Annotated in this window: 15 protein-coding genes and 1 riboswitch; of the genes, 10 read left to right on the forward strand and 5 right to left on the reverse strand. The window is 70.7% G+C overall.

Annotated features, from left to right (window positions below):
- Nucleotides 1-118 precede the first annotated feature (118 nt).
- On the reverse strand, nt 119-1,528 hold the full coding sequence (locus ACIO92_RS07535) for an aminotransferase class V-fold PLP-dependent enzyme (RefSeq protein ID WP_366441551.1): 1,410 nt from the start codon (nt 1,526-1,528) through the stop codon (nt 119-121).
- 332 nt (nt 1,529-1,860) lie between these two features.
- Between ACIO92_RS07535 and coxB the strand changes: the two genes are divergently transcribed.
- The 4 genes from coxB (at nt 1,861) to ACIO92_RS07555 (ending at nt 6,359) form a co-directional block, all read left to right on the forward strand.
- Complete coding sequence (coxB, locus tag ACIO92_RS07540) at nt 1,861-2,856, forward strand: cytochrome c oxidase subunit II (protein WP_401235814.1); 996 nt, start codon at nt 1,861-1,863, stop codon at nt 2,854-2,856.
- A complete protein-coding gene (gene ctaD, locus ACIO92_RS07545; protein ID WP_366441552.1) occupies nt 2,853-4,589 on the forward strand; it encodes a cytochrome c oxidase subunit I in 1,737 nt (578 codons plus the stop codon). The genes coxB and ctaD overlap by 4 nt, the downstream gene beginning before the upstream one ends.
- Nucleotides 4,586-4,984 (forward strand): cytochrome c oxidase subunit 4, encoded by a 399-nt coding sequence (locus ACIO92_RS07550; protein WP_351779510.1) that lies wholly within the window; start codon nt 4,586-4,588, stop codon nt 4,982-4,984. Before ctaD ends, ACIO92_RS07550 begins: the two co-directional genes overlap by 4 nt.
- Before the next feature lie 121 nt (nt 4,985-5,105).
- On the forward strand, nt 5,106-6,359 hold the full coding sequence (locus tag ACIO92_RS07555; RefSeq protein WP_366441553.1) for an Ig-like domain-containing protein: 1,254 nt from the start codon (nt 5,106-5,108) through the stop codon (nt 6,357-6,359).
- 14 nt (nt 6,360-6,373) lie between these two features.
- On the opposite strand, the gene ACIO92_RS07560 is transcribed toward ACIO92_RS07555, so the two are convergent.
- A complete protein-coding gene (locus ACIO92_RS07560; RefSeq protein ID WP_366441554.1) occupies nt 6,374-6,775 on the reverse strand; it encodes a hypothetical protein in 402 nt (133 codons plus the stop codon).
- A gap of 202 nt (nt 6,776-6,977) precedes the next feature.
- On the opposite strand from ACIO92_RS07560, the gene ACIO92_RS07565 reads away from it, so the two are divergent.
- From ACIO92_RS07565 to ACIO92_RS07590, 6 genes are all read left to right on the forward strand, one after another.
- The gene (locus ACIO92_RS07565) at nt 6,978-7,598 is read left to right on the forward strand and encodes a heme-copper oxidase subunit III (protein WP_366441555.1); all 621 of its coding nucleotides are present in this window, start codon (nt 6,978-6,980) and stop codon (nt 7,596-7,598) included.
- Between the two features lie 75 nt (nt 7,599-7,673).
- A complete protein-coding gene (locus tag ACIO92_RS07570) occupies nt 7,674-8,483 on the forward strand; it encodes a c-type cytochrome (protein ID WP_366441556.1) in 810 nt (269 codons plus the stop codon).
- Nucleotides 8,480-9,532: a Rieske 2Fe-2S domain-containing protein gene (locus ACIO92_RS07575; protein WP_366441557.1), complete on the forward strand. Its 1,053-nt coding sequence runs from the start codon at nt 8,480-8,482 to the stop codon at nt 9,530-9,532. Before ACIO92_RS07570 ends, ACIO92_RS07575 begins: the two co-directional genes overlap by 4 nt.
- Complete coding sequence (locus ACIO92_RS07580; protein ID WP_366441558.1) at nt 9,529-11,154, forward strand: cytochrome bc complex cytochrome b subunit; 1,626 nt, start codon at nt 9,529-9,531, stop codon at nt 11,152-11,154. The genes ACIO92_RS07575 and ACIO92_RS07580 overlap by 4 nt, the downstream gene beginning before the upstream one ends.
- A gap of 144 nt (nt 11,155-11,298) precedes the next feature.
- Nucleotides 11,299-12,363 (forward strand): anthranilate phosphoribosyltransferase, encoded by a 1,065-nt coding sequence (gene trpD, locus ACIO92_RS07585; RefSeq protein WP_402279462.1) that lies wholly within the window; start codon nt 11,299-11,301, stop codon nt 12,361-12,363.
- A 139-nt stretch (nt 12,364-12,502) separates the two neighbouring features.
- Nucleotides 12,503-12,619: riboswitch (SAM riboswitch) on the forward strand.
- 219 nt (nt 12,620-12,838) lie between these two features.
- The gene (locus tag ACIO92_RS07590; protein WP_366441560.1) at nt 12,839-14,263 is read left to right on the forward strand and encodes an aminotransferase class V-fold PLP-dependent enzyme; all 1,425 of its coding nucleotides are present in this window, start codon (nt 12,839-12,841) and stop codon (nt 14,261-14,263) included.
- 144 nt (nt 14,264-14,407) lie between these two features.
- Here ACIO92_RS07590 and ACIO92_RS07595 read toward each other — a convergent pair whose 3' ends face one another.
- From ACIO92_RS07595 to ACIO92_RS07605, 3 genes are all read right to left on the reverse strand, one after another.
- Nucleotides 14,408-15,559 (reverse strand): glycerate kinase, encoded by a 1,152-nt coding sequence (locus ACIO92_RS07595; RefSeq protein WP_366441561.1) that lies wholly within the window; start codon nt 15,557-15,559, stop codon nt 14,408-14,410.
- Nucleotides 15,556-16,986: an SLC13 family permease gene (locus ACIO92_RS07600; protein ID WP_366441562.1), complete on the reverse strand. Its 1,431-nt coding sequence runs from the start codon at nt 16,984-16,986 to the stop codon at nt 15,556-15,558. Before ACIO92_RS07600 ends, ACIO92_RS07595 begins: the two co-directional genes overlap by 4 nt.
- Nucleotides 16,987-17,401: 415 nt before the next feature.
- The gene (locus ACIO92_RS07605) at nt 17,402-18,061 is read right to left on the reverse strand and encodes a response regulator transcription factor (protein ID WP_366441563.1); all 660 of its coding nucleotides are present in this window, start codon (nt 18,059-18,061) and stop codon (nt 17,402-17,404) included.
- Nucleotides 18,062-18,063 lie beyond the last annotated feature (2 nt).

Here is an 18,063-nt window from a genome sequence, read left to right on the forward strand (position 1 = left end):
GGCCTGGGCGGGACCGAACCGCCCCCGTCCCCGGCCGCCCCGCAACCCGAGGGCCCCGGTCCCGGGCCTCCCGGTCCCAGTGCTTCCCCTTCCCGGGTCTCCCGGCCCCGGCCCCGTCTCAGGCCACCCGGCGCACCACGTACGCGACCCCGCCCCGCGCCGAGGGCTCCTCGCCCACGTACTCCTGGCCGCGCATCTCGCACCAGGCGGGGATGTCGAGACGGGCCGCCGCGTCGTCCGCCAGGACGGTCACCGTGGCGCCCGGCGGGACGTCACCGATCACCTTCGCCAGCTCGATCACCGGGATCGGGCAGCGCTTGCCGAGCGCGTCCACCACCAGCGCCTCCCCGTCCGCCACCAGCGGCCCCGCACCCGCCGCCGGAGCCGCCGCCCGGCCGACCGGGGCGCCCAGCCGCTCCCGTGTCCCCGCCACCACCCGGGGCAGCACGTCGAGGAACCGGTCCACGTCCTCGGCCGCCGTACCGGCCGGCAGGGACACCCGGACGTTCCCCTCGCTCAGCACGCCCATCGCGCGCAGCACATGGCTGGGCGTCAGCGTCGAGCTCGTACACGACGAACCGGACGAAACGGAGAAACCCTCCCGATCCAGCTCGTGCAGCAGTGTCTCCCCGTCGACATAGAGACAGGAGAACGTCACCAGATGGGGGAGCCGCCGCACCGGGTCGCCCACCACCTCCACCTCCGGCACCAGCTCCGCCACCCCGGCCCTGATCCGGTCCACCAGGGCCCGCAGCCGCGCCCCCTCGGCCGCCGCCTCCGCCCGTACCGCCCGCAGCGAGGCCGCCGCCGCCACGATCGCGGGCAGGTTCTCGAAGCCCGGCGCCCGGCCCGACTCGCGCTCGTCCGACGGGCCTTGCGGAGCGAACCTGACCCCCTTCCGTACGGCCAGCAGCCCCACCCCGGCGGGACCGCCCCACTTGTGCGCGCTCGCCGTGAGCAGCGACCAGCCCCCCTCCACCGGGCCCCAGCCCAGCGACTGGGCCGCGTCCACGAGCAGCGGCACGCCCGCCGCCCGGCACGCCTCGGCGACCTCCGCCACCGGCTGCTCGGTCCCTACCTCGTGGTTGGCCGACTGGAGGCACGCCAGGGCCGTCCCCGCGCCCAGCGCCGACGCGAACCCGTCCGCGTCCACCGCGCCGGACCGGCCCACCGGCACCTCGGCCACGGTCCCGCCCGCCGCCGCGTGCGCCTCCGCCGCGTGCAGCACGGAGGAGTGCTCGACGGCCGAGACCACGAGCCGGTCGCCGACCCGCCGACGCCCCGCCAGCGACCCGGAGACCCCGGCGTGAACCGCGCGCGTCCCCGAAGGAGTGAACACGAGCTCGTCCGGGCGACAGCCCACGGCCTCCGCCGCCGCCTCCCGCGCCGCGTCGAGCAGCAGCCTGGCCCGCCGCCCCTCCCGGTACAGCCGGGCGGGATCGGCCCAGCCCTCGTCCAGGGAGGCCAGCAGCGCCTGGCGGGCGACGGGGTGCAGCGGGGCGGCGGACGCGGCGTCGAAGTACGGCATCCGCCCACGGTAGGGCCTGCGGGGAACCCTCGTACGGCCGGGCGTCCCGGACCCGCCGGGCGGGGGTGAGCCCTCGTCAGAAGGGGGGTGCGGCGCGCCGTGAGACACCCGAACGGACGCGTCGGGACCCCCTGCGGAACCCCGGAGTCCACCCCTTCGGGGACTCGGACGGCGCGTTGGGCACCCTCCCCGCGCGACCCCAAATAGCGTCCAGTAGGGTTTGGTCCGCATAAACATCCAAACCCCTGCCCGCGGCACGGGGCGGCGACCGACCAGCGAGACGGACGACCGTGGCCGACCAACGCGGGCCGAGACTCTCGGGAAGGCGCTACGTGAGTCCCAACGGCTCCGACCTCCCCCGCAGCCAAGGCGCGGGTGGTACCCCCACGTCGCGGCGCCCGATGCGGCGGAAGCTGCCGCAGGTGCTGACTGCGGGCCTGATCCTGGCGACAGCCACCGGCTGCTCGTACAACTGGGAAGACTTCCCCCGCCTCGGAATGCCCACCCCCGTCACGGAAGAGGCGCCTCGGATCCTCTCCCTGTGGCAGGGCTCGTGGGCCGCCGCCCTCATTACCGGCGTCCTGGTGTGGGGCCTGATCCTCTGGTCCGTCATCTTCCACCGGCGTAGCCGGACCAAGATCGAGGTACCTCCGCAGACCCGTTACAACATGCCGATCGAGGCGCTGTACACGGTCACTCCGCTGATCATCGTCTCGGTGCTCTTCTACTTCACCGCGCGCGACGAGTCCAAGCTCCTCGAGCTCTCCGACAAGCCCGCCCACACGGTCAACGTGGTCGGCTACCAGTGGAGCTGGGGCTTCAACTACGTCGAGAACGTGCCCGGTGTGAAGGGTGACGCCAAGACGGACAAGAACCTCGCCTCGATCCCCAACAAGTTCCTCGAGGACTTCCCGGAGAACGCGGGCGGTGTCTACGACGCCGGTATCCCGGGTGACCGCAACCCCCAGACCGGCAACCCGGGCCCGACCCTGTGGCTGCCCAAGGGCGAGAAGGTCCGGTTCGTCCTGACCTCCCGTGATGTCATCCACTCCTTCTGGGTCGTCCCCTTCCTGATGAAGCAGGACGTCATCCCGGGTCACACCAACTCCTTCGAGGTGACCCCGACGCGTGAGGGCACCTTCCTCGGCAAGTGCGCCGAGCTGTGCGGTGTCGACCACTCCCGGATGCTCTTCAACGTCAAGGTGGTCTCCCCGGAGCGCTACCAGCAGCACCTGAAGGAGCTGGCCGAGAAGGGGCAGACCGGCTACATCCCGTCTGGCATCGAGCTGACGGACCCGGCCAGGAATGCGGAGAAGAACCAACTGTGAGCATCCCCAACGAAACCCAGGGTGCCGCCGCAGCTGAGGACTCGTACGAGAACGAGTTGCCCGTACGGCGCAAGCAGCCCGGCAATGTCGTGATCAAGTGGCTGACCACCACGGACCACAAGACGATCGGCACGCTCTACCTGGTCACGTCGTTCGTCTTCTTCTGCATCGGCGGACTCATGGCGCTCTTCATGCGCGCCGAGCTGGCCCGTCCGGGTACGCAGATCATGTCGAACGAGCAGTTCAACCAGGCGTTCACGATGCACGGCACGATCATGCTGCTGATGTTCGCGACGCCGCTGTTCGCCGGATTCGCGAACTGGATCATGCCGCTGCAGATCGGCGCGCCCGACGTGGCGTTCCCGCGGCTGAACATGTTCGCCTACTGGCTCTACCTGTTCGGCTCGATCATCGCGGTGGCCGGCTTCCTCACCCCGCAGGGTGCGGCCGACTTCGGCTGGTTCGCCTACTCCCCGCTGTCGGACGCGGTCCGCTCGCCGGGTGTCGGCGCCGACATGTGGATCATGGGCCTGGCCTTCTCCGGCTTCGGCACGATCCTCGGTTCGGTCAACTTCATCACCACGATCATCTGTATGCGCGCCCCCGGCATGACGATGTTCCGTATGCCGATCTTCACCTGGAACGTGCTGCTGACCGGTGTCCTGGTCCTGCTCGCCTTCCCGGTGCTGGCGGCGGCGCTGTTCGCCCTGGAGGCGGACCGCAAGTTCGGTGCGCACATCTTCGACGCGGCCAACGGCGGCGCGTTGCTGTGGCAACACCTCTTCTGGTTCTTCGGCCATCCAGAGGTGTACATCATCGCGCTGCCGTTCTTCGGCATCGTCTCGGAAGTCATCCCGGTCTTCAGCCGCAAGCCGATGTTCGGCTACATCGGTCTGGTGGCCGCGACCATCGCCATCGCCGGTCTGTCCGTGACCGTGTGGGCCCACCACATGTACGTCACCGGCGGCGTGCTCCTACCGTTCTTCTCCTTCATGACGTTCCTCATCGCCGTACCGACCGGCGTGAAGTTCTTCAACTGGATCGGAACGATGTGGAAGGGCTCACTGTCCTTCGAGACACCGATGCTCTGGACGATCGGCTTCCTGATCACCTTCACCTTCGGTGGTCTGACCGGCGTCATCCTGGCCTCGCCGCCGATGGACTTCCACGTCTCCGACTCGTACTTCGTCGTCGCGCACTTCCACTACGTCGTCTTCGGCACCGTGGTCTTCGCGATGTTCGCCGGCTTCCACTTCTGGTGGCCGAAGTTCACGGGCAAGATGCTGGACGAGCGGCTCGGCAAGATGACGTTCTGGACGCTGTTCATCGGCTTCCACGGCACCTTCCTGGTGCAGCACTGGCTCGGTGCCGAGGGTATGCCGCGTCGCTACGCGGACTACCTGGACGCCGACGGCTTCACCGCGCTGAACACGATCTCGACGATCTCCTCCTTCCTGCTCGGTCTGTCGATCCTGCCGTTCTTCTACAACGTCTGGAAGACCGCCAAGTACGGCAAGAAGGTCGAGGTCGACGACCCGTGGGGCTACGGCCGTTCGCTCGAATGGGCGACGTCCTGCCCGCCGCCGCGGCACAACTTCCTCACGCTGCCGCGCATCCGGTCGGAATCGCCCGCGTTCGACCTGCACCACCCTGAGATCGCCGCTCTCGACCAGCTCGAGAACAAGCCGCACGAGGCCGAGGCCCTGACGGGCAGCAAGGAGGCCGGCAAGTGAAGATCCAGGGCAAGATGTTCATCTGGCTGAGCGTCTTCATCCTTGCCATGGCGGTCCTGTACGGCGTCTGGTCCAAGGAGCCGGTCGGTACGACGGCGCTCTTCCTGGCCTTCGGCCTGTCCATCATGATCGGCTACTACCTGGCCTTCACGGCCAAGCGGGTCGACGCGATGGCGCAGGACGACAAGGAGGCCGACGTCGCGGACGAGGCCGGTGAGGTGGGCTTCTTCGCCCCCCACAGCTGGCAGCCGCTGGCGCTGTCCGTGGGTGGCGCGCTCGCCTTCCTCGCCGTCGCCATGGGCTGGTGGATCCTCTACTTCTCCGCCCCGCTGCTCCTGATCGGCCTCTTCGGCTGGGTCTTCGAGTTCTACCGCGGCGAGAACCAGAACCAGTAGCGGTACCCCGCTCCGCGCCGGAGCACCCCGAGGGGCCCGGACACTTCGTCACGAAGTGTCCGGGCCCCTCTTTTGCAGCACTCGGCGCGCTGTCCCACGTGATTGTTCTTACGGTGAGTGCATGAACGACACGCCGCGTATCCGGACTGTTGTGAGCTGCACCCTGCTGGCCGTCACCGTCACCGCCACCGCCACGGCGTGCGGGGGTTCTGACGGCCACCCGCTGTCGGCGAGGGCCTACGACGCGGCCGGACAGCTCGTGGTCAGCGCTCCCGCCAAGGGCGCCAAGGCGGATCCTGAGAAGCCCCTTGAGGTCACCGCCAAGGGCGAGGAGGGGCGGATCACCGACGTCAGCGCCGTCGACTCCGCGGGCCACCACCTGGCGGGCGAACTCACCGCGGACGGGCGCCGGTGGCGCTCCACGGCCTCCCTGGCGGCCGGAGCCCGCTACACGGTCCGGGTGGCCACGGAGGACGAGGACGGCGCTCCAGGGGCCCGTAGGTTCACATTCGAGACGGCTCCGGCCAAGCGGGCCCTCACGGTGACCTTCGGCCCGGAGGCGGGCACGTACGGCGTCGGGCAGCCCATCACGGCCGAGCTCAGCCTCCCGGTCAAGGACCGCAAGGCCCGCGGGATCGTCGAGCGGGCCCTCAGGGTCCGCTCGACCCCCTCGGTCGAGGGCTCCTGGTACTGGGTGGACGAGAAGACGATGCACTTCCGTCCGAAGGAGTACTGGCCCGCCGGGGCGCTCGTCACGGCCACCGGCAACCTGGACGGCCTCAAGATCGGCGACAAGCTCTACGGCGGCGCCTCCGCCCCGCTCAAGCTCACCATCGGCGACCGGATCGAGGCGATCACGGACGCCGGGGCGCACTACATGACCGTGCTGCGCAACGGAGAAGTGATCAACAGTATGCCGGTGACCACCGGCAAGGCGGGCTACTCCACCCGGAACGGCATCAAGGTGGTGCTGGGCAAGGAGTACTTCGTCCGGATGCGCGGCACCAGCATCGGCATCTCCACGGGCAGTTCCGACTCGTACGATCTGCCCGTCTACTACGCGACCCGGGTCACCTGGAGCGGCGAGTACGTGCACGCCGCCCCGTGGTCCGTCGGCTCCCAGGGCGTCGAGAACGTGAGCCACGGCTGTGTCGGCATGTCGACGGGGAACGCGGCCTGGTTCTACGAGACCGTCCGCCCCGGCGACATCGTCAAGACCGTCAACAGCTGGGGCGAGGAGATGGACACCTTCGGCAACGGCTTCGGCGACTGGAACATGCCCTGGGCCGACTGGCGCAAGGGCAGCGCGCTGGTCGAGCCGAGCGGCGACCCGACCCCCGCCACCGAGAAGGCCCGCCTCCGGCCCTCGATCTGATCAGTCCGACCGGCTCACGCGTCGATCGACAGGCGTGAGCGCAGCAGGGCCGCCAGGGACGCCGCGAACTCGACCGGTTCCACCGGAAGGGTGACCGCGGCGTCCGCGCGGCTCCAGGTGGCCAGCCAGGCGTCCTGAGGGCGCCCGATGAGCAGCAGCACCGGCGGGCACCGGAACACCTCGTCCTTGATCTGACGGCAGACGCCCATGCCTCCGGCGGGCACCGCCTCGCCGTCCAGGACGCACACGTCGACGCCGCCCTCGTCCAGGCGCTTCAGCACCGCCGGCAGCGTCGCGCACTCCACGAACTCCACCGGGGGGACGTCCGACGCGGGCCTGCGCCCCGCCGCCAGCCGTACCTGCTCGCGGGTGTTCGCGTCGTCGCTGTAGACCAGGACCGTGGCACTCGACTGCATCGTTCCTCCGGCTGGGAAGGCGGACGGTCGTCGTCGACCGATGCGCGGGATGCTACTCCGGTCCACACCCCGTCAACACCCGTTCAACATCTGTTCGAAGGGTGCCGGGAGGCCCTCGCACTGGGCCGTTCGGGCTGGACACACCCCTCGGACACTCCGAACGGCACCCCCCGGAGTGAGGGCGGGATAAGCGACCGACATAATGTCGGTCGTGGCGACAGTAACGACAGTAGAAACAGGGCACGCGCACCCGTCGGTCAATCGACCGAACCTCACCAGCGTCGGAACCATCATCTGGTTGAGCTCCGAGCTGATGTTCTTCGCGGCCCTCTTCGCGATGTACTTCACCCTGCGATCGGTGACGGGTGCCGACTTCTGGGCAGAAAAGGCTTCGGCCTTGAACTTCCCGTTCTCGGCGACCAACACCACGATCCTGGTGCTCTCCTCCCTCACCTGCCAGCTCGGCGTCTTCGCCGCCGAGCGGGGTGACGTGAAGAAGCTCAGGACGTGGTTCATCATCACGTTCGTGATGGGTTCGATCTTCGTCGGCGGACAGGTCTTCGAGTACACCGAGCTCGTCAAGGAGTACGGCCTCTCGCTGTCCTCCGACCCGTACGGCTCGGTGTTCTACCTGACCACCGGCTTCCACGGACTGCACGTGACAGGCGGACTCATCGCCTTCCTGCTGGTCCTGGGCCGGACGTACGCCGCCAAGAGGTTCACTCACGAACAGGCAACCGCCGCCATCGTCGTGTCCTACTACTGGCACTTCGTCGATGTCGTCTGGATCGGCCTCTTCGCCACGATCTACATGATCAAGTAATCGGGGCCCGCCGACCCGGCGGACCGAGACATCCAGCAAGCATCGACGCAGAAGATCCTGACACCGGGGTAATCCGTGAAAAAGCTCTCCGCACGACGACGCCATCCGCTGGCGGCGGTCGTCGTCCTACTTCTCGCGCTGGCGGCCACTGGGGGGCTGTACGCCGCGTTCGCGCCCGCGGGCACCGCGAAGGCCGATGAAACCTCCCAGTCCCTCGCCATCGAGGAGGGGAAGAAGCTCTACTCCGTCGGCTGCGCCAGCTGCCACGGAACCGGGGGCCAGGGCACCACCGACGGCCCGTCCCTCGTCGGCGTCGGCTCCGCCGCCGTCGACTTCCAGGTCGGCACGGGCCGGATGCCGGCCCAGCAGCCGGGCGCCCAGGTCCCGAAGAAGAAGGTCATCTACTCGCAGGCTGAGATCGATCAGCTCGCGGCGTACGTCGCCTCTCTCGGTGCCGGCCCGATCACGCCGGCCGAGAGCCAGTACAACCCCGCCGGTGCCGACGCGGCGAAGGGTGGCGAGCTGTTCCGCACGAACTGTGCCCAGTGCCACAACTTCACCGGTGCCGGTGGCGCGCTGACCCATGGCAAGTACGCCCCGAGCCTCGAAGGCGTGAGCCCGAAGCACCTCTACGAGGCCATGCAGACCGGCCCGCAGAACATGCCCTCCTTCCCGGACTCGGTCATGCCGGAGAAGCAGAAGAAGGACATCATCGCGTACGTCGAGGCCGTCAGCGGCGAGAAGTCGGACAATCCGGGCGGTCTCAGGCTCGGTAGTCTCGGCCCCGTCGCCGAGGGTCTGTTCGCCTGGGTCTTCGGCCTGGGTGCGCTGATCGCAGTTGCCATCTGGGTCGCGGCCCACACCGCTAAGGCCAAGAAGTCATGAGTAGCCAAGAGATTCCAGAAGAGACCCTGCCGGCAGTGCAGGACACCGCGCACGGCGCGGTGAAGGTCGCCGACAACCCGTTCGCCGACCCGGGCCTCCCGCCCCACAAGCCCCGCATCCAGGACATCGACGAGCGGGCCGCCCGCCGGTCCGAGCGCGCGGTCGCCTTCATGTTCACGCTGTCGATGCTGGCCACCGTCGGCTTCATCGCCTCGTACGTGATCTTCCCGGTCGACAAGATCGTGTACATCTGGCCCTTCGGCCGGGTGTCCGCGCTCAACTTCGCGCTCGGCTGGACCCTCGGCCTCGCCCTCTTCTTCATCGGAGCGGGCGCGGTCCACTGGGCCCGCACCCTGATGTCCGATGTGGAGATCGCGGACGAGCGGCACCCGATCCAGGCCGACGCCGAGACCAAGGCGAAGGTCATGGCGGACTTCGCGGCCGGTGCCGCCGAGTCCGGCATGGGCCGCCGCAAGCTCATCCGCAACACGATGTTCGGCGCGCTGTCGCTCGTACCGCTCTCCGGCATCGTGCTGCTGCGTGACATGGGCCCGCTGCCCGAGAAGAAGCTCCGGACCACCCGTTGGGCCAAGGGGCTTCAGCTCATCAACATGAACACCCACGAGCCGTTGCGTCCCGAGGACGTCACGGTCGGCTCGCTGACCTTCGTGATGCCGGAAGGCCTGTCGGAGCACGACGAGGACTTCCTCACCGAGATCACCAAGGCCGCCCTGATGATCGTGCGGATCGAACCGCAGGACATCAAGGACAAGCGCGAGCTCGAGTGGTCGCACGAGGGCATCGTCGCCTTCTCGAAGATCTGCACCCACGTGGGCTGCCCGATCTCCCTGTACGAGCAGCAGACGCACCACGTCCTCTGCCCGTGCCACCAGTCCACCTTCGACCTCTCCGACGGCGCCCGCGTCATCTTCGGCCCGGCCGGACACGCCCTTCCGCAGCTGCGGATCGGTGTGAACGACAAGGGCTTCCTCGAGGCGCTCGGCGACTTCGACGAGCCCGTCGGTCCTGCCTTCTGGGAGCGCGGATGAGCACCGTGACCGATACGACGAAGAAGGCGCCCGCCGGTGAGCGGGTCGCCGACTGGGCCGACGGCCGCCTGGGGATCTACACGCTGGCCAAGGCCAACATGCGGAAGATCTTCCCGGACCACTGGTCCTTCATGCTGGGCGAGATCTGCCTCTACAGCTTCCTCATCATCATCCTGACGGGCGTCTATCTGACGATGTTCTTCCACCCGTCGATGAACGAGGTGGAGTACGTCGGACCGTACGTCCCGCTCCAGGGACAGCTGATGTCCGAGGCGTTCAACTCGACCATGCACATCTCGTTCGAGGTGCGCGGTGGTCTGCTGATCCGGCAGATCCACCACTGGGCGGCGCTGATCTTCCTCGCCGGCATGTTCGTGCACATGATGCGCGTCTTCTTCACGGGCTCGTTCCGCAAGCCGCGTGAGATCAACTGGCTGTTCGGCTTCCTGCTGTTCTTCCTGGGCATGTTCACCGGCTTCACCGGTTACTCGCTCCCGGACGACCTGCTCTCCGGCACCGGTGTCCGCTTCATGCAGGGCGCGATCCTGTCCGTGCCGATCGTCGGCACGTACCTGTCGATGTTCCTGTTCGGCGGCGAGTTCCCCGGCGGCGACTTCGTGGCCCGGTTCTACTCGGCCCACGTCCTGCTGCTGCCCGGCATCATGCTCGGCCTGATGGTGGCCCACCTCATCCTGGTGTTCTTCCACAAGCACACGCAGTTCGCCGGTCCCGGCCGTACGAACAACAACGTCGTGGGTATGCCGCTGCTGCCGGTCTACATGGCCAAGGCCGGAGGCTTCTTCTTCCTGGTCTTCGGTGTCATCTCGGTCATCGCGGCCGTCGCCTCGATCAACCCGATCTGGGCCATCGGCCCGTACCGTCCCGACCAGGTCGGCACCGGAGCGCAGCCCGACTGGTACATGGGCTTCGCCGAGGGTCTGATCCGTGTCATGCCGGGCTGGGAGATCAACCTGTGGGGCCACACGCTGGTCCTCGGTGTGATGATCCCGCTGGCGATCTTCCCGGCGGTCCTCGCGGCCATCGCGGTCTACCCGTTCATCGAGTCCTGGATCACGGGCGACAAGCGCGAGCACCACATCGCGCAGCGCCCGCGCAACGCTCCGACGCGCACCGCCTTCGGCGTCGCCTGGATCACCGCGTACATGATCATGCTCGTGGGTGGTGGAAACGACATCTGGGCGACCCACTTCCACCTGTCGATCAACGCCATCACCTGGTTCGTGCGGATCTTCTTCTTCGCCGGTCCGGTCATCGCGTTCATCGTCACCAAGCGGATCTGCCTCGGCCTCCAGCGCCGGGACAAGGACAAGGTGCTGCACGGCCGCGAGTCCGGCATCATCAAGCGCCTGCCGCACGGTGAGTTCGTCGAGGTCCACGAGCCGCTCAGCCAGGGCGAGCTGTACCGCCTCACGGCGCACGAGCAGTACGAGGCCGCCGAGCTGCCGCCGGCCGTCGACGAGAACGGTGTCGCACGCAAGGTCAGCGGTCTGGAGAAGCTCCGGGTCAAGCTCAGCAAGGGCTACTACGGCGACGACAGCCAGATCGCCAAGCCCACGGCCGAGGAGTACAAGGAGATCCAGAGCGGCCACGGCCACCACTGATCACCTGAACACCTGACCATGTGAAGGTCGCCACGGTGAGAGCCCCGTCCATTCGATGGACGGGGCTCTTCGCCGTCCCCCGGGCTCGATAGGGTGACTCCGTACCCCGCACCCGTATCCGTGACGTACTGACCAGGAGCTGCCATGAGCGCTGCGACCCCCGCTGGAGGACCTACGTCGGCGGGCCGCTCCTGGCCGGCCGTGCTGAACACCCTGCTCGACGGCGGCGACCTCAGCACCGAGGACTCCGCCTGGGCCATGGACCGCATCATGAGCGGCGAGGCCACCGACGTGCAGATCGCGGGCTTCGCGGTCGCGCTGCGCGCCAAGGGCGAGACCGTCGAGGAGATCACCGGCCTCGTCCGCACGATGTACGCGCACGCCAACACCATCGAGGTGCCCGGCCGCACCGTGGACATCGTCGGCACCGGCGGCGACGGCGCGAAGACCGTCAACATCTCCACCATGTCGGCGATCGTGGTCGCGGGCACCGGAGCCAAGGTCGTCAAGCACGGCAACCGGGCGGCCTCCTCCGCCTCCGGCGCCTCCGACGTCCTGGAGAAGCTCGGCGTCAACCTGGAGCTGACCCCGCGCCGGGTGAGCGAGGTCGCCGAGGAGGCGGGCATCACCTTCTGCTTCGCGGTGAAGTTCCACCCGTCGCTGCGGCACGTCGCCACTGCCCGGGGCCAGCTCGGCGTGCGGACCGTCTTCAACTTCCTCGGCCCGCTCACCAACCCGGCCCGCGTCGGGGCCCAGGCGACCGGCGTGGCCGACGCCCGGATGGCCCCGATCATCGCCGGGGTGCTCGCCGGGCGCGGCTCCTCCGCGCTGGTCTTCCGGGGCGACGACGGACTCGACGAACTGACCACCACCGCCACCTCACGGGTCTGGGTGGTCCGGGACGGCACGGTCCGCGAGGAGTCCTTCGACCCCCGGGACGTCGGCATCGACCTGGTCCCCGTGGAGGCACTGCGCGGCGCCGACGCCTCGTACAACGCGGACGTGGCCCGCAGGCTGCTCGCGGGGGAGACCGGACCGGTGCGGGACGCCGTACTGCTCAACTCGGCGGCGGCGCTGACCGCCCTGGAGCCGGGCGGCGGCACCCTGGCGGAGCAGCTCGCGGCGGGGATGGCGAGGGCCGCCGAGGCCATCGACTCCGGCGCCGCCCGCCGGGCCCTGGAGCGCTGGGTCACCGTCAGCAACGCCTAGGCGAAACCCGCCCCAGGGCGGGCCCGGGGGTGGCCTCCCGCCCCTTCGGCCCCTCCCGGCCTCTTCCGTCGCACGGCCCCGGTCCACCATGCGGACCGGGGTCTTGCGCTTCGTCGATCATGTGGCAGGATGCTTCTCAGGTCACGAGTGACAGCGTTTTGGCCCCGGCTTGCTGTCCGGCAACCCTCCGTCCGTGGCGGGGTGCCCCGGGTGATGACCAGGCCGTAGGCAGCGAGGTCTACGGCAAGCGCGGACCCCTCGAACACCAGGGGTCCTGGTCTCTCGAGGAGCGTTTTCCGTGAGCAAGCGAATGCGATAGGGCGAGTCCGCCCCCACTTCACCCCCGGACCGGGTCACTTCCGCGTACCCACGCGCACCCCTGCCGTCCGAGGCGCACACCCGTACCCCGCCGCCGTCCGCGGCCGCTTACGGGACCACCGAAGCCATTCAGCACCGCCCGCCGGGAGATACCGCCATGTCCGCACGCCCTGACGCCGTCGCCACCGTCGAGACCGTCGCCGCCGAGACCGCCGTCGCCACCACGGCCGACGGGTCCGCCGACCCCTGCTGCGCCGCCCCGCTGCCGGTCCTCGGCCGGGACGTCACCGTCCCGCTCGTCACCGGCGGCGAGGTGACCTACGCGGCCCTCGACTACGCGGCCAGCGCCCCCGCCCTCCAGCGGGTCTGGGACGACGTAGCCGCCTACGCCCCCTACTACGGCAGCGTCCACCGGGGCGCGGGCTACCTCTCCCAGCTCTCCACCGACCTCTTCGAGAACAGCCGCGTCACCGTCGCCGAGTTCCTCGGCTGCCGCACCGACGACCAGGTCGTCTTCACCCGCTCCACCACCGACTCGCTGAACCTGCTCGCCGCCGTGCTCCCCGAGGACTGCCAGGTCTTCGTCTTCGAGACCGAGCACCACGCCTCGCTGCTGCCCTGGAGCGACGGGCACGTCACCTATCTGAGCGCCCCCCGCACCCCCGCCCAGGCCGTCGAGACCCTGGAGCGCGCGCTCGCCGACCGCGACCCCCACGGCCCCGCCCTGGTCTGCGTCACCGGCGCCTCCAACGTCACCGGCGAGCTGTGGCCGGTGCGGGAACTGGCCGCCGCCGCCCACGCGCACGGTGCCCGGATCGTCCTCGACGCCGCCCAGCTCGCACCCCACCACCCGGTCTCCGTCCGCGAACTCGACGTGGACTGGATCGCCTTCTCCGGACACAAGCTGTACGCGCCCTTCGGCTCCGGCGTCCTCGCCGGACGCGCCGACTGGCTCCAGGCCGCCGAGCCCTACCTCGCGGGCGGCGGCGCCTCCCGCAAGGTGGCCCGCCGCGCCGACGGCGGCGTGGACGTCGAGTGGCACACCACCGCCGCCCGGCACGAGGCCGGCTCCCCGAACGTCATCGGCGTCTACTCCATCGCCTCCGCCTGCAAGGCGCTCACCGAGGCGGGCTTCGACTCCCTCGTCGCCCGCGAGCGGCACCTGATCGACACCGTCCGCACCGGTCTCGCCGAGGTCCCCGAGGTGCGGGTGCTCTCGCTCTTCGGCGACGACGCGCCCCGGGTCGGTGTCATCTCCTTCGTCGTCGAGGGCTGGAACAGCTCCCACTTCGCCGCCGCGCTCTCCGCCGAGTACGGCATCGGCGTCCGCGACGGCCTGTTCTGCGCCCACCCGCTGGTCCGCACGCTGCTCGGCAGCGACCCGCAGGACCCGGGCGAGTGCGGCGCCCCCGAGGCCGCGCCCGGCGAGCGCTCCCTCAACGCCATCCGGGTGAGCTTCGGCGCCGGTACGCCGGACGAGCACGTCGAGCGGTTCGTCGGCGCGGTGAAGCAGCTCGTCCGCGACGGCGCCCAGTGGAAGTACCGCACCGAGGACGGCCGCTGCGTCCCGGACCGCGGCTGACTCCTGCCGCCCCCCCGGCGCCCACCGGCCCATCCCATCCCATCCCGTCGCGGCTGAGCCGAGCCCCGGCCGGCCTGGTCCCGGTCCCGGTCCACCGGGGTCCCGGCTGATCAGGCCCGGCCGCGCCGGAGCCCGGCCGGGGCCTCAGGCCGCCAGCCGGGTTCCCACCAGGACCATCCGCAGCGCCCGCTCGGCCGCGTCCGCGAGGAACTCGGCGCCCCGGTCCAGTGCTTCCGGCAGGGCCATCGGGGCGGGCAGGATCGAGCCGTACGCGTCGACGCCGATCGCCCGCACCTCGTGGGCGCCCCGGCCGAGCGTCCCCGCCAGCACGAGCACCGGCACCCCGTGGGCCTTCGCCCGGCGCGCCACCTCCGCCGGGATCTTGCCCCGGACGGTCTGCCCGTCCAGGGCGCCCTCCGCGGTGATCACCAGATCGGCGCGGGCCAGCCGGGCGTCCAGGTCCACATGGTCGAGCAGGACGTCGAAGCGGGGGAGCAGCCGGGCCCCCAGCGCGGCGAGTCCCGCGCCGAGCCCGCCCGAGGCCCCCGACCCCGGGGCCGTACCGATGGCGGCGGGCGCGCCCAGGTCCCGGACCAGGAGCGCGGCCCAGCGGTCGAGCGCCGTCGACAGCTCCTCGACCCGCTCGGGCCCGGCGCCCTTCTGCGGGCCGAACACCCGGGCCACGCCCCGCTCGCCGCACAGCACGTTGTACGGGTTGCAGGCCACCAGCAGTTCGGTGCGGGCGAGCCGGGGGTCGAGGCCCGTCGGGTCGATCCGGTGCAGCCGTGTCAGGGCGGCGCCCCCGAGCGGGAGTTCGGCCCCGTTGACGTCCAGGAGCCGGGCGCCGAGGGCCTGGAGGGCCCCCGCTCCGCCGTCCGAGGTGCCGGAGTCGCCGCAGCCGACCAGGACGCGGCCCACTCCGGCGTCGAGGGCGGAGCGGATCAGTTCGCCCACCCCGTACGTGGTGGTGGCGCCCGGGTCGCGCCGGTCGGCGGGGACCAGGGAGAGCCCTGCGACGGCGGCCATCTCGACGACCGCGGAGGAGCGGCCGAGCAGGGCGAAGTGGGTCGGGACGGGGCGGCCGAGGGGGCCGGTGGCGATCCGGGACAGCAGGCTGCCGCCGGTCGCGGCGGCCAGCGCCCTGGCGGTTCCCTCCCCGCCGTCGACCAGGGGTATCCGGTCGATCACGGCGTCCGGCCGGACCCGGCGCAGTCCCTCGGCGATGGCTCGCGCGGCTTCCGGCGCGGAGAGGGACTCCTTGAAACCGCTGGGGGCGACGGTGATGTGCAGACTCACGGCTGGGACTCCAGGAGGACGGGCACGCCGAGCAGCGGCCAGACGGCAAGGGCGAAGAGCAGCACCAGGGCGGCGCTGAGCGGGGCGAGCACGGCGGAGAGCCGCAGCAGGTCACGCGGGGTGAAGGTGGGGACGCCGTCCGGGAGGTCGGCGAAGAGGGCCACCGGTTTCGCGGAGGCGGGCAGGGTCTGGCAGAAACCGGCCGCGGCGGTGGAGGCGAGCGCCGCCGCCACCGGGTTGACCCCGGCGCCGACGGAGGCGGCCACCACCAGCGGCACCAGGACCGAGGAGCGGGCCGAGCGGGACTGGAGCACCAGATGGGCGGCGGTGCTCACCACGACGACGACGGTGAGGAACACCCACGGCGGTACGCCGTCGGGCAGCCCGCCGACCAGCCAGCCGGCCGCGCCGGACTCGACCAGGGCCACCCCCATCGCGGTGGTCGCCGCCATGAAGAGCAGCATCGGCCAGGGCACCGACCGCAGTCCCTCCTTCATCCGTACGGTGCCGAGGGCGGGGGAGGAGGCGACCAGGGCGCCGATCAGGGCGACCACGGCGGGCGGGACCCCGTGCAGCGGTTCGGAGCACCACAGCGCCACCACCGTGCCGAGGAGGAGCAGACAGCGCAGTTCGGGCGGGGAGAGCGGACCGGAGACCGGTGTCCCGGAGTGTTCCTGGATCTCGGCGACGGTGATCTCCACCGGTCCCCGGCGGTCCTTCTCGCGGGTGGTGGTGAGGAGCACCGCCTCCGCCGCCAGATGGGAGGAGACCACCGCGAGGGGCAGTCCGAGGATCAGCCAGCGGGTGAAGCCGATGCCCTCGCCGGTCTGTTCCAGGAGGACGCCGACCGTGATGAGGTGGGCGCCCGCGCCGATCAGGGTGGCGACCGCCGAGAGCAGGACGACGGTGGGGAAGAGCAGTGCCAGCATCACGACGAGGCGGCGCCGTCCGGCGAGGGCGTGGGCGAGGGCGAGGAAGACGGGCAGGGCGAGCGCGGCGCGTCCGGAGGTGGCGGGCACCGCGAAGGCGGTGACGACCAGGGCGGCGGTGGTGAGGTGGACCAGTTGGCGTACGGTCCGGGCGCCGGAGACCAGGAAGGCGGCGGCGCGGCCCGCGAGTCCGGTCCGCGTCACCGCGGCGGCGAGGACGAAGGCGCAGATCAGCAGCCAGATGGTGGGATCGCCGAGGGTGGCGAAGAGGGTGTCGGAGCTGATCACCCCGGTGGTGGTGAGGGCGAGCCCCGCGACGAGGGCGACATGGGTGTCGTCGACCGGCGCGGCGATCCAGGCGCAGGTGGCGAGGGCGAAGACGGCCAGGGTCAGCCGGGCCTCGCCGCCCAGGCCGGGGGTGATGCCGGGGACGGCGAGGACCGCGCACGCGCCGAGGGCGACGCAGGCCCAGACCGTCTGCCGTGGGGAGAGGTTCACGGGGACCACCCTTCCGGCGGCCCGTGAGCCGTCGATGAGCCCGTCATGAAGGAAGCTTCACGTGGTGGCGGCTCCCGGCCCGGGGCGGGCGTACGCGGTGACACCCCTCCTGGCCCGGGGCGTCGGGGCGCGCTCACGCGGTGACGGCTCCCGGTCCGAGGCGCCGTCACCGCGGTGACGCCTCCCGGCAGGGGGTGTTCACATGGTGGCGGTGCCCGGCTCAGAGCGCCTTCGCGCGGTGACCGCGCCGGGCTCGGGGCGCTTTGCCGCGGTGCCGGTTCCCGGCTGCGGGCGGGTGCGCGCGTGGCGACGACCCCCGGACCTGGGTGTGTACGCGGCAACGGCCCCGGGACCCGGGCGCGCTCGCGGCGACAGCCCCCGGGTCCGGGCGCCTCCACATGGCGGCGGCCCCGCCTCAGGGCATCCGGTAGCCCATGCCCCGGACCGTCTCCAGGCGTTCCGCGCCCAGTTTCTTGCGCAGGGCCCGTACGTACACGTCCACGATGTTGGAGCCGGGATCGAAGTCGTACCCCCATACGTGGGAGAGGATCTGCTCGCGGGAGAGGACCTGGCCGGGGTGGCGCAGGAACAGTTCCAGGAGGACGAACTCACGGGCCGTCAGATCCACCGTCCGGTCTCCGGAGCGGGCCCGCCGGGTGCGCAGGTCGAGGCTGAGGTCTCCGCTGCGCAGCACGGTGACCTCGGGGGCGCGGGCGGCGGTGCGCAGCCGCAGCCGGATGCGGGCGAGCAGTTCCTCGAAGCGGAACGGCTTGGTCATCCAGTCGTCGGCGCCGCCCTCCAGGCCCGCCACGGTGTCCCGGACCGAGTCGCGGGCCGTCAGGACGAGGACGGGCAGGGTCGCGCGGGCCTCGCGCAGTTCCCGCAGGACGGTGAAGCCGTCCCGGCCGGGCAGTCCGATGTCCAGGACGAGCAGGTCGAAGCCGCCGGTGAGGGCGAGGGCGAGGGCGGTGTCGCCGTCGGCGGCCACGGAGGTGGTGAAGCCGTTGGCGCGCAGGCCCTTCTCGACGAAGGAGGCGATGCGCTCCTCGTCCTCGGCGATCAGGACACGGTTCATGG

The organism is Streptomyces sp. NPDC087215 (assembly GCF_044744885.1).
In the GTDB taxonomy this organism is placed as follows: Bacteria; Actinomycetota; Actinomycetes; order Streptomycetales; family Streptomycetaceae; genus Streptomyces.

Coding starts and splice junctions, on each gene's coding strand:
- ACIO92_RS07535 (WP_366441551.1), bottom strand. CDS start 1,528: ATGCCGTACTTCGACGCCGCGTCCGCCGCCCCGCTGCACCCCGTCGCC.
- ACIO92_RS07555 (WP_366441553.1), top strand. CDS start 5,106: ATGAACGACACGCCGCGTATCCGGACTGTTGTGAGCTGCACCCTGCTG.
- ACIO92_RS07560 (WP_366441554.1), bottom strand. CDS start 6,775: ATGCAGTCGAGTGCCACGGTCCTGGTCTACAGCGACGACGCGAACACC.
- ACIO92_RS07565 (WP_366441555.1), top strand. CDS start 6,978: ATGTCGGTCGTGGCGACAGTAACGACAGTAGAAACAGGGCACGCGCAC.
- ACIO92_RS07575 (WP_366441557.1), top strand. CDS start 8,480: ATGAGTAGCCAAGAGATTCCAGAAGAGACCCTGCCGGCAGTGCAGGAC.
- ACIO92_RS07580 (WP_366441558.1), top strand. CDS start 9,529: ATGAGCACCGTGACCGATACGACGAAGAAGGCGCCCGCCGGTGAGCGG.
- trpD (WP_402279462.1), top strand. CDS start 11,299: ATGAGCGCTGCGACCCCCGCTGGAGGACCTACGTCGGCGGGCCGCTCC.
- ACIO92_RS07590 (WP_366441560.1), top strand. CDS start 12,839: ATGTCCGCACGCCCTGACGCCGTCGCCACCGTCGAGACCGTCGCCGCC.
- ACIO92_RS07605 (WP_366441563.1), bottom strand. CDS start 18,061: ATGAACCGTGTCCTGATCGCCGAGGACGAGGAGCGCATCGCCTCCTTC.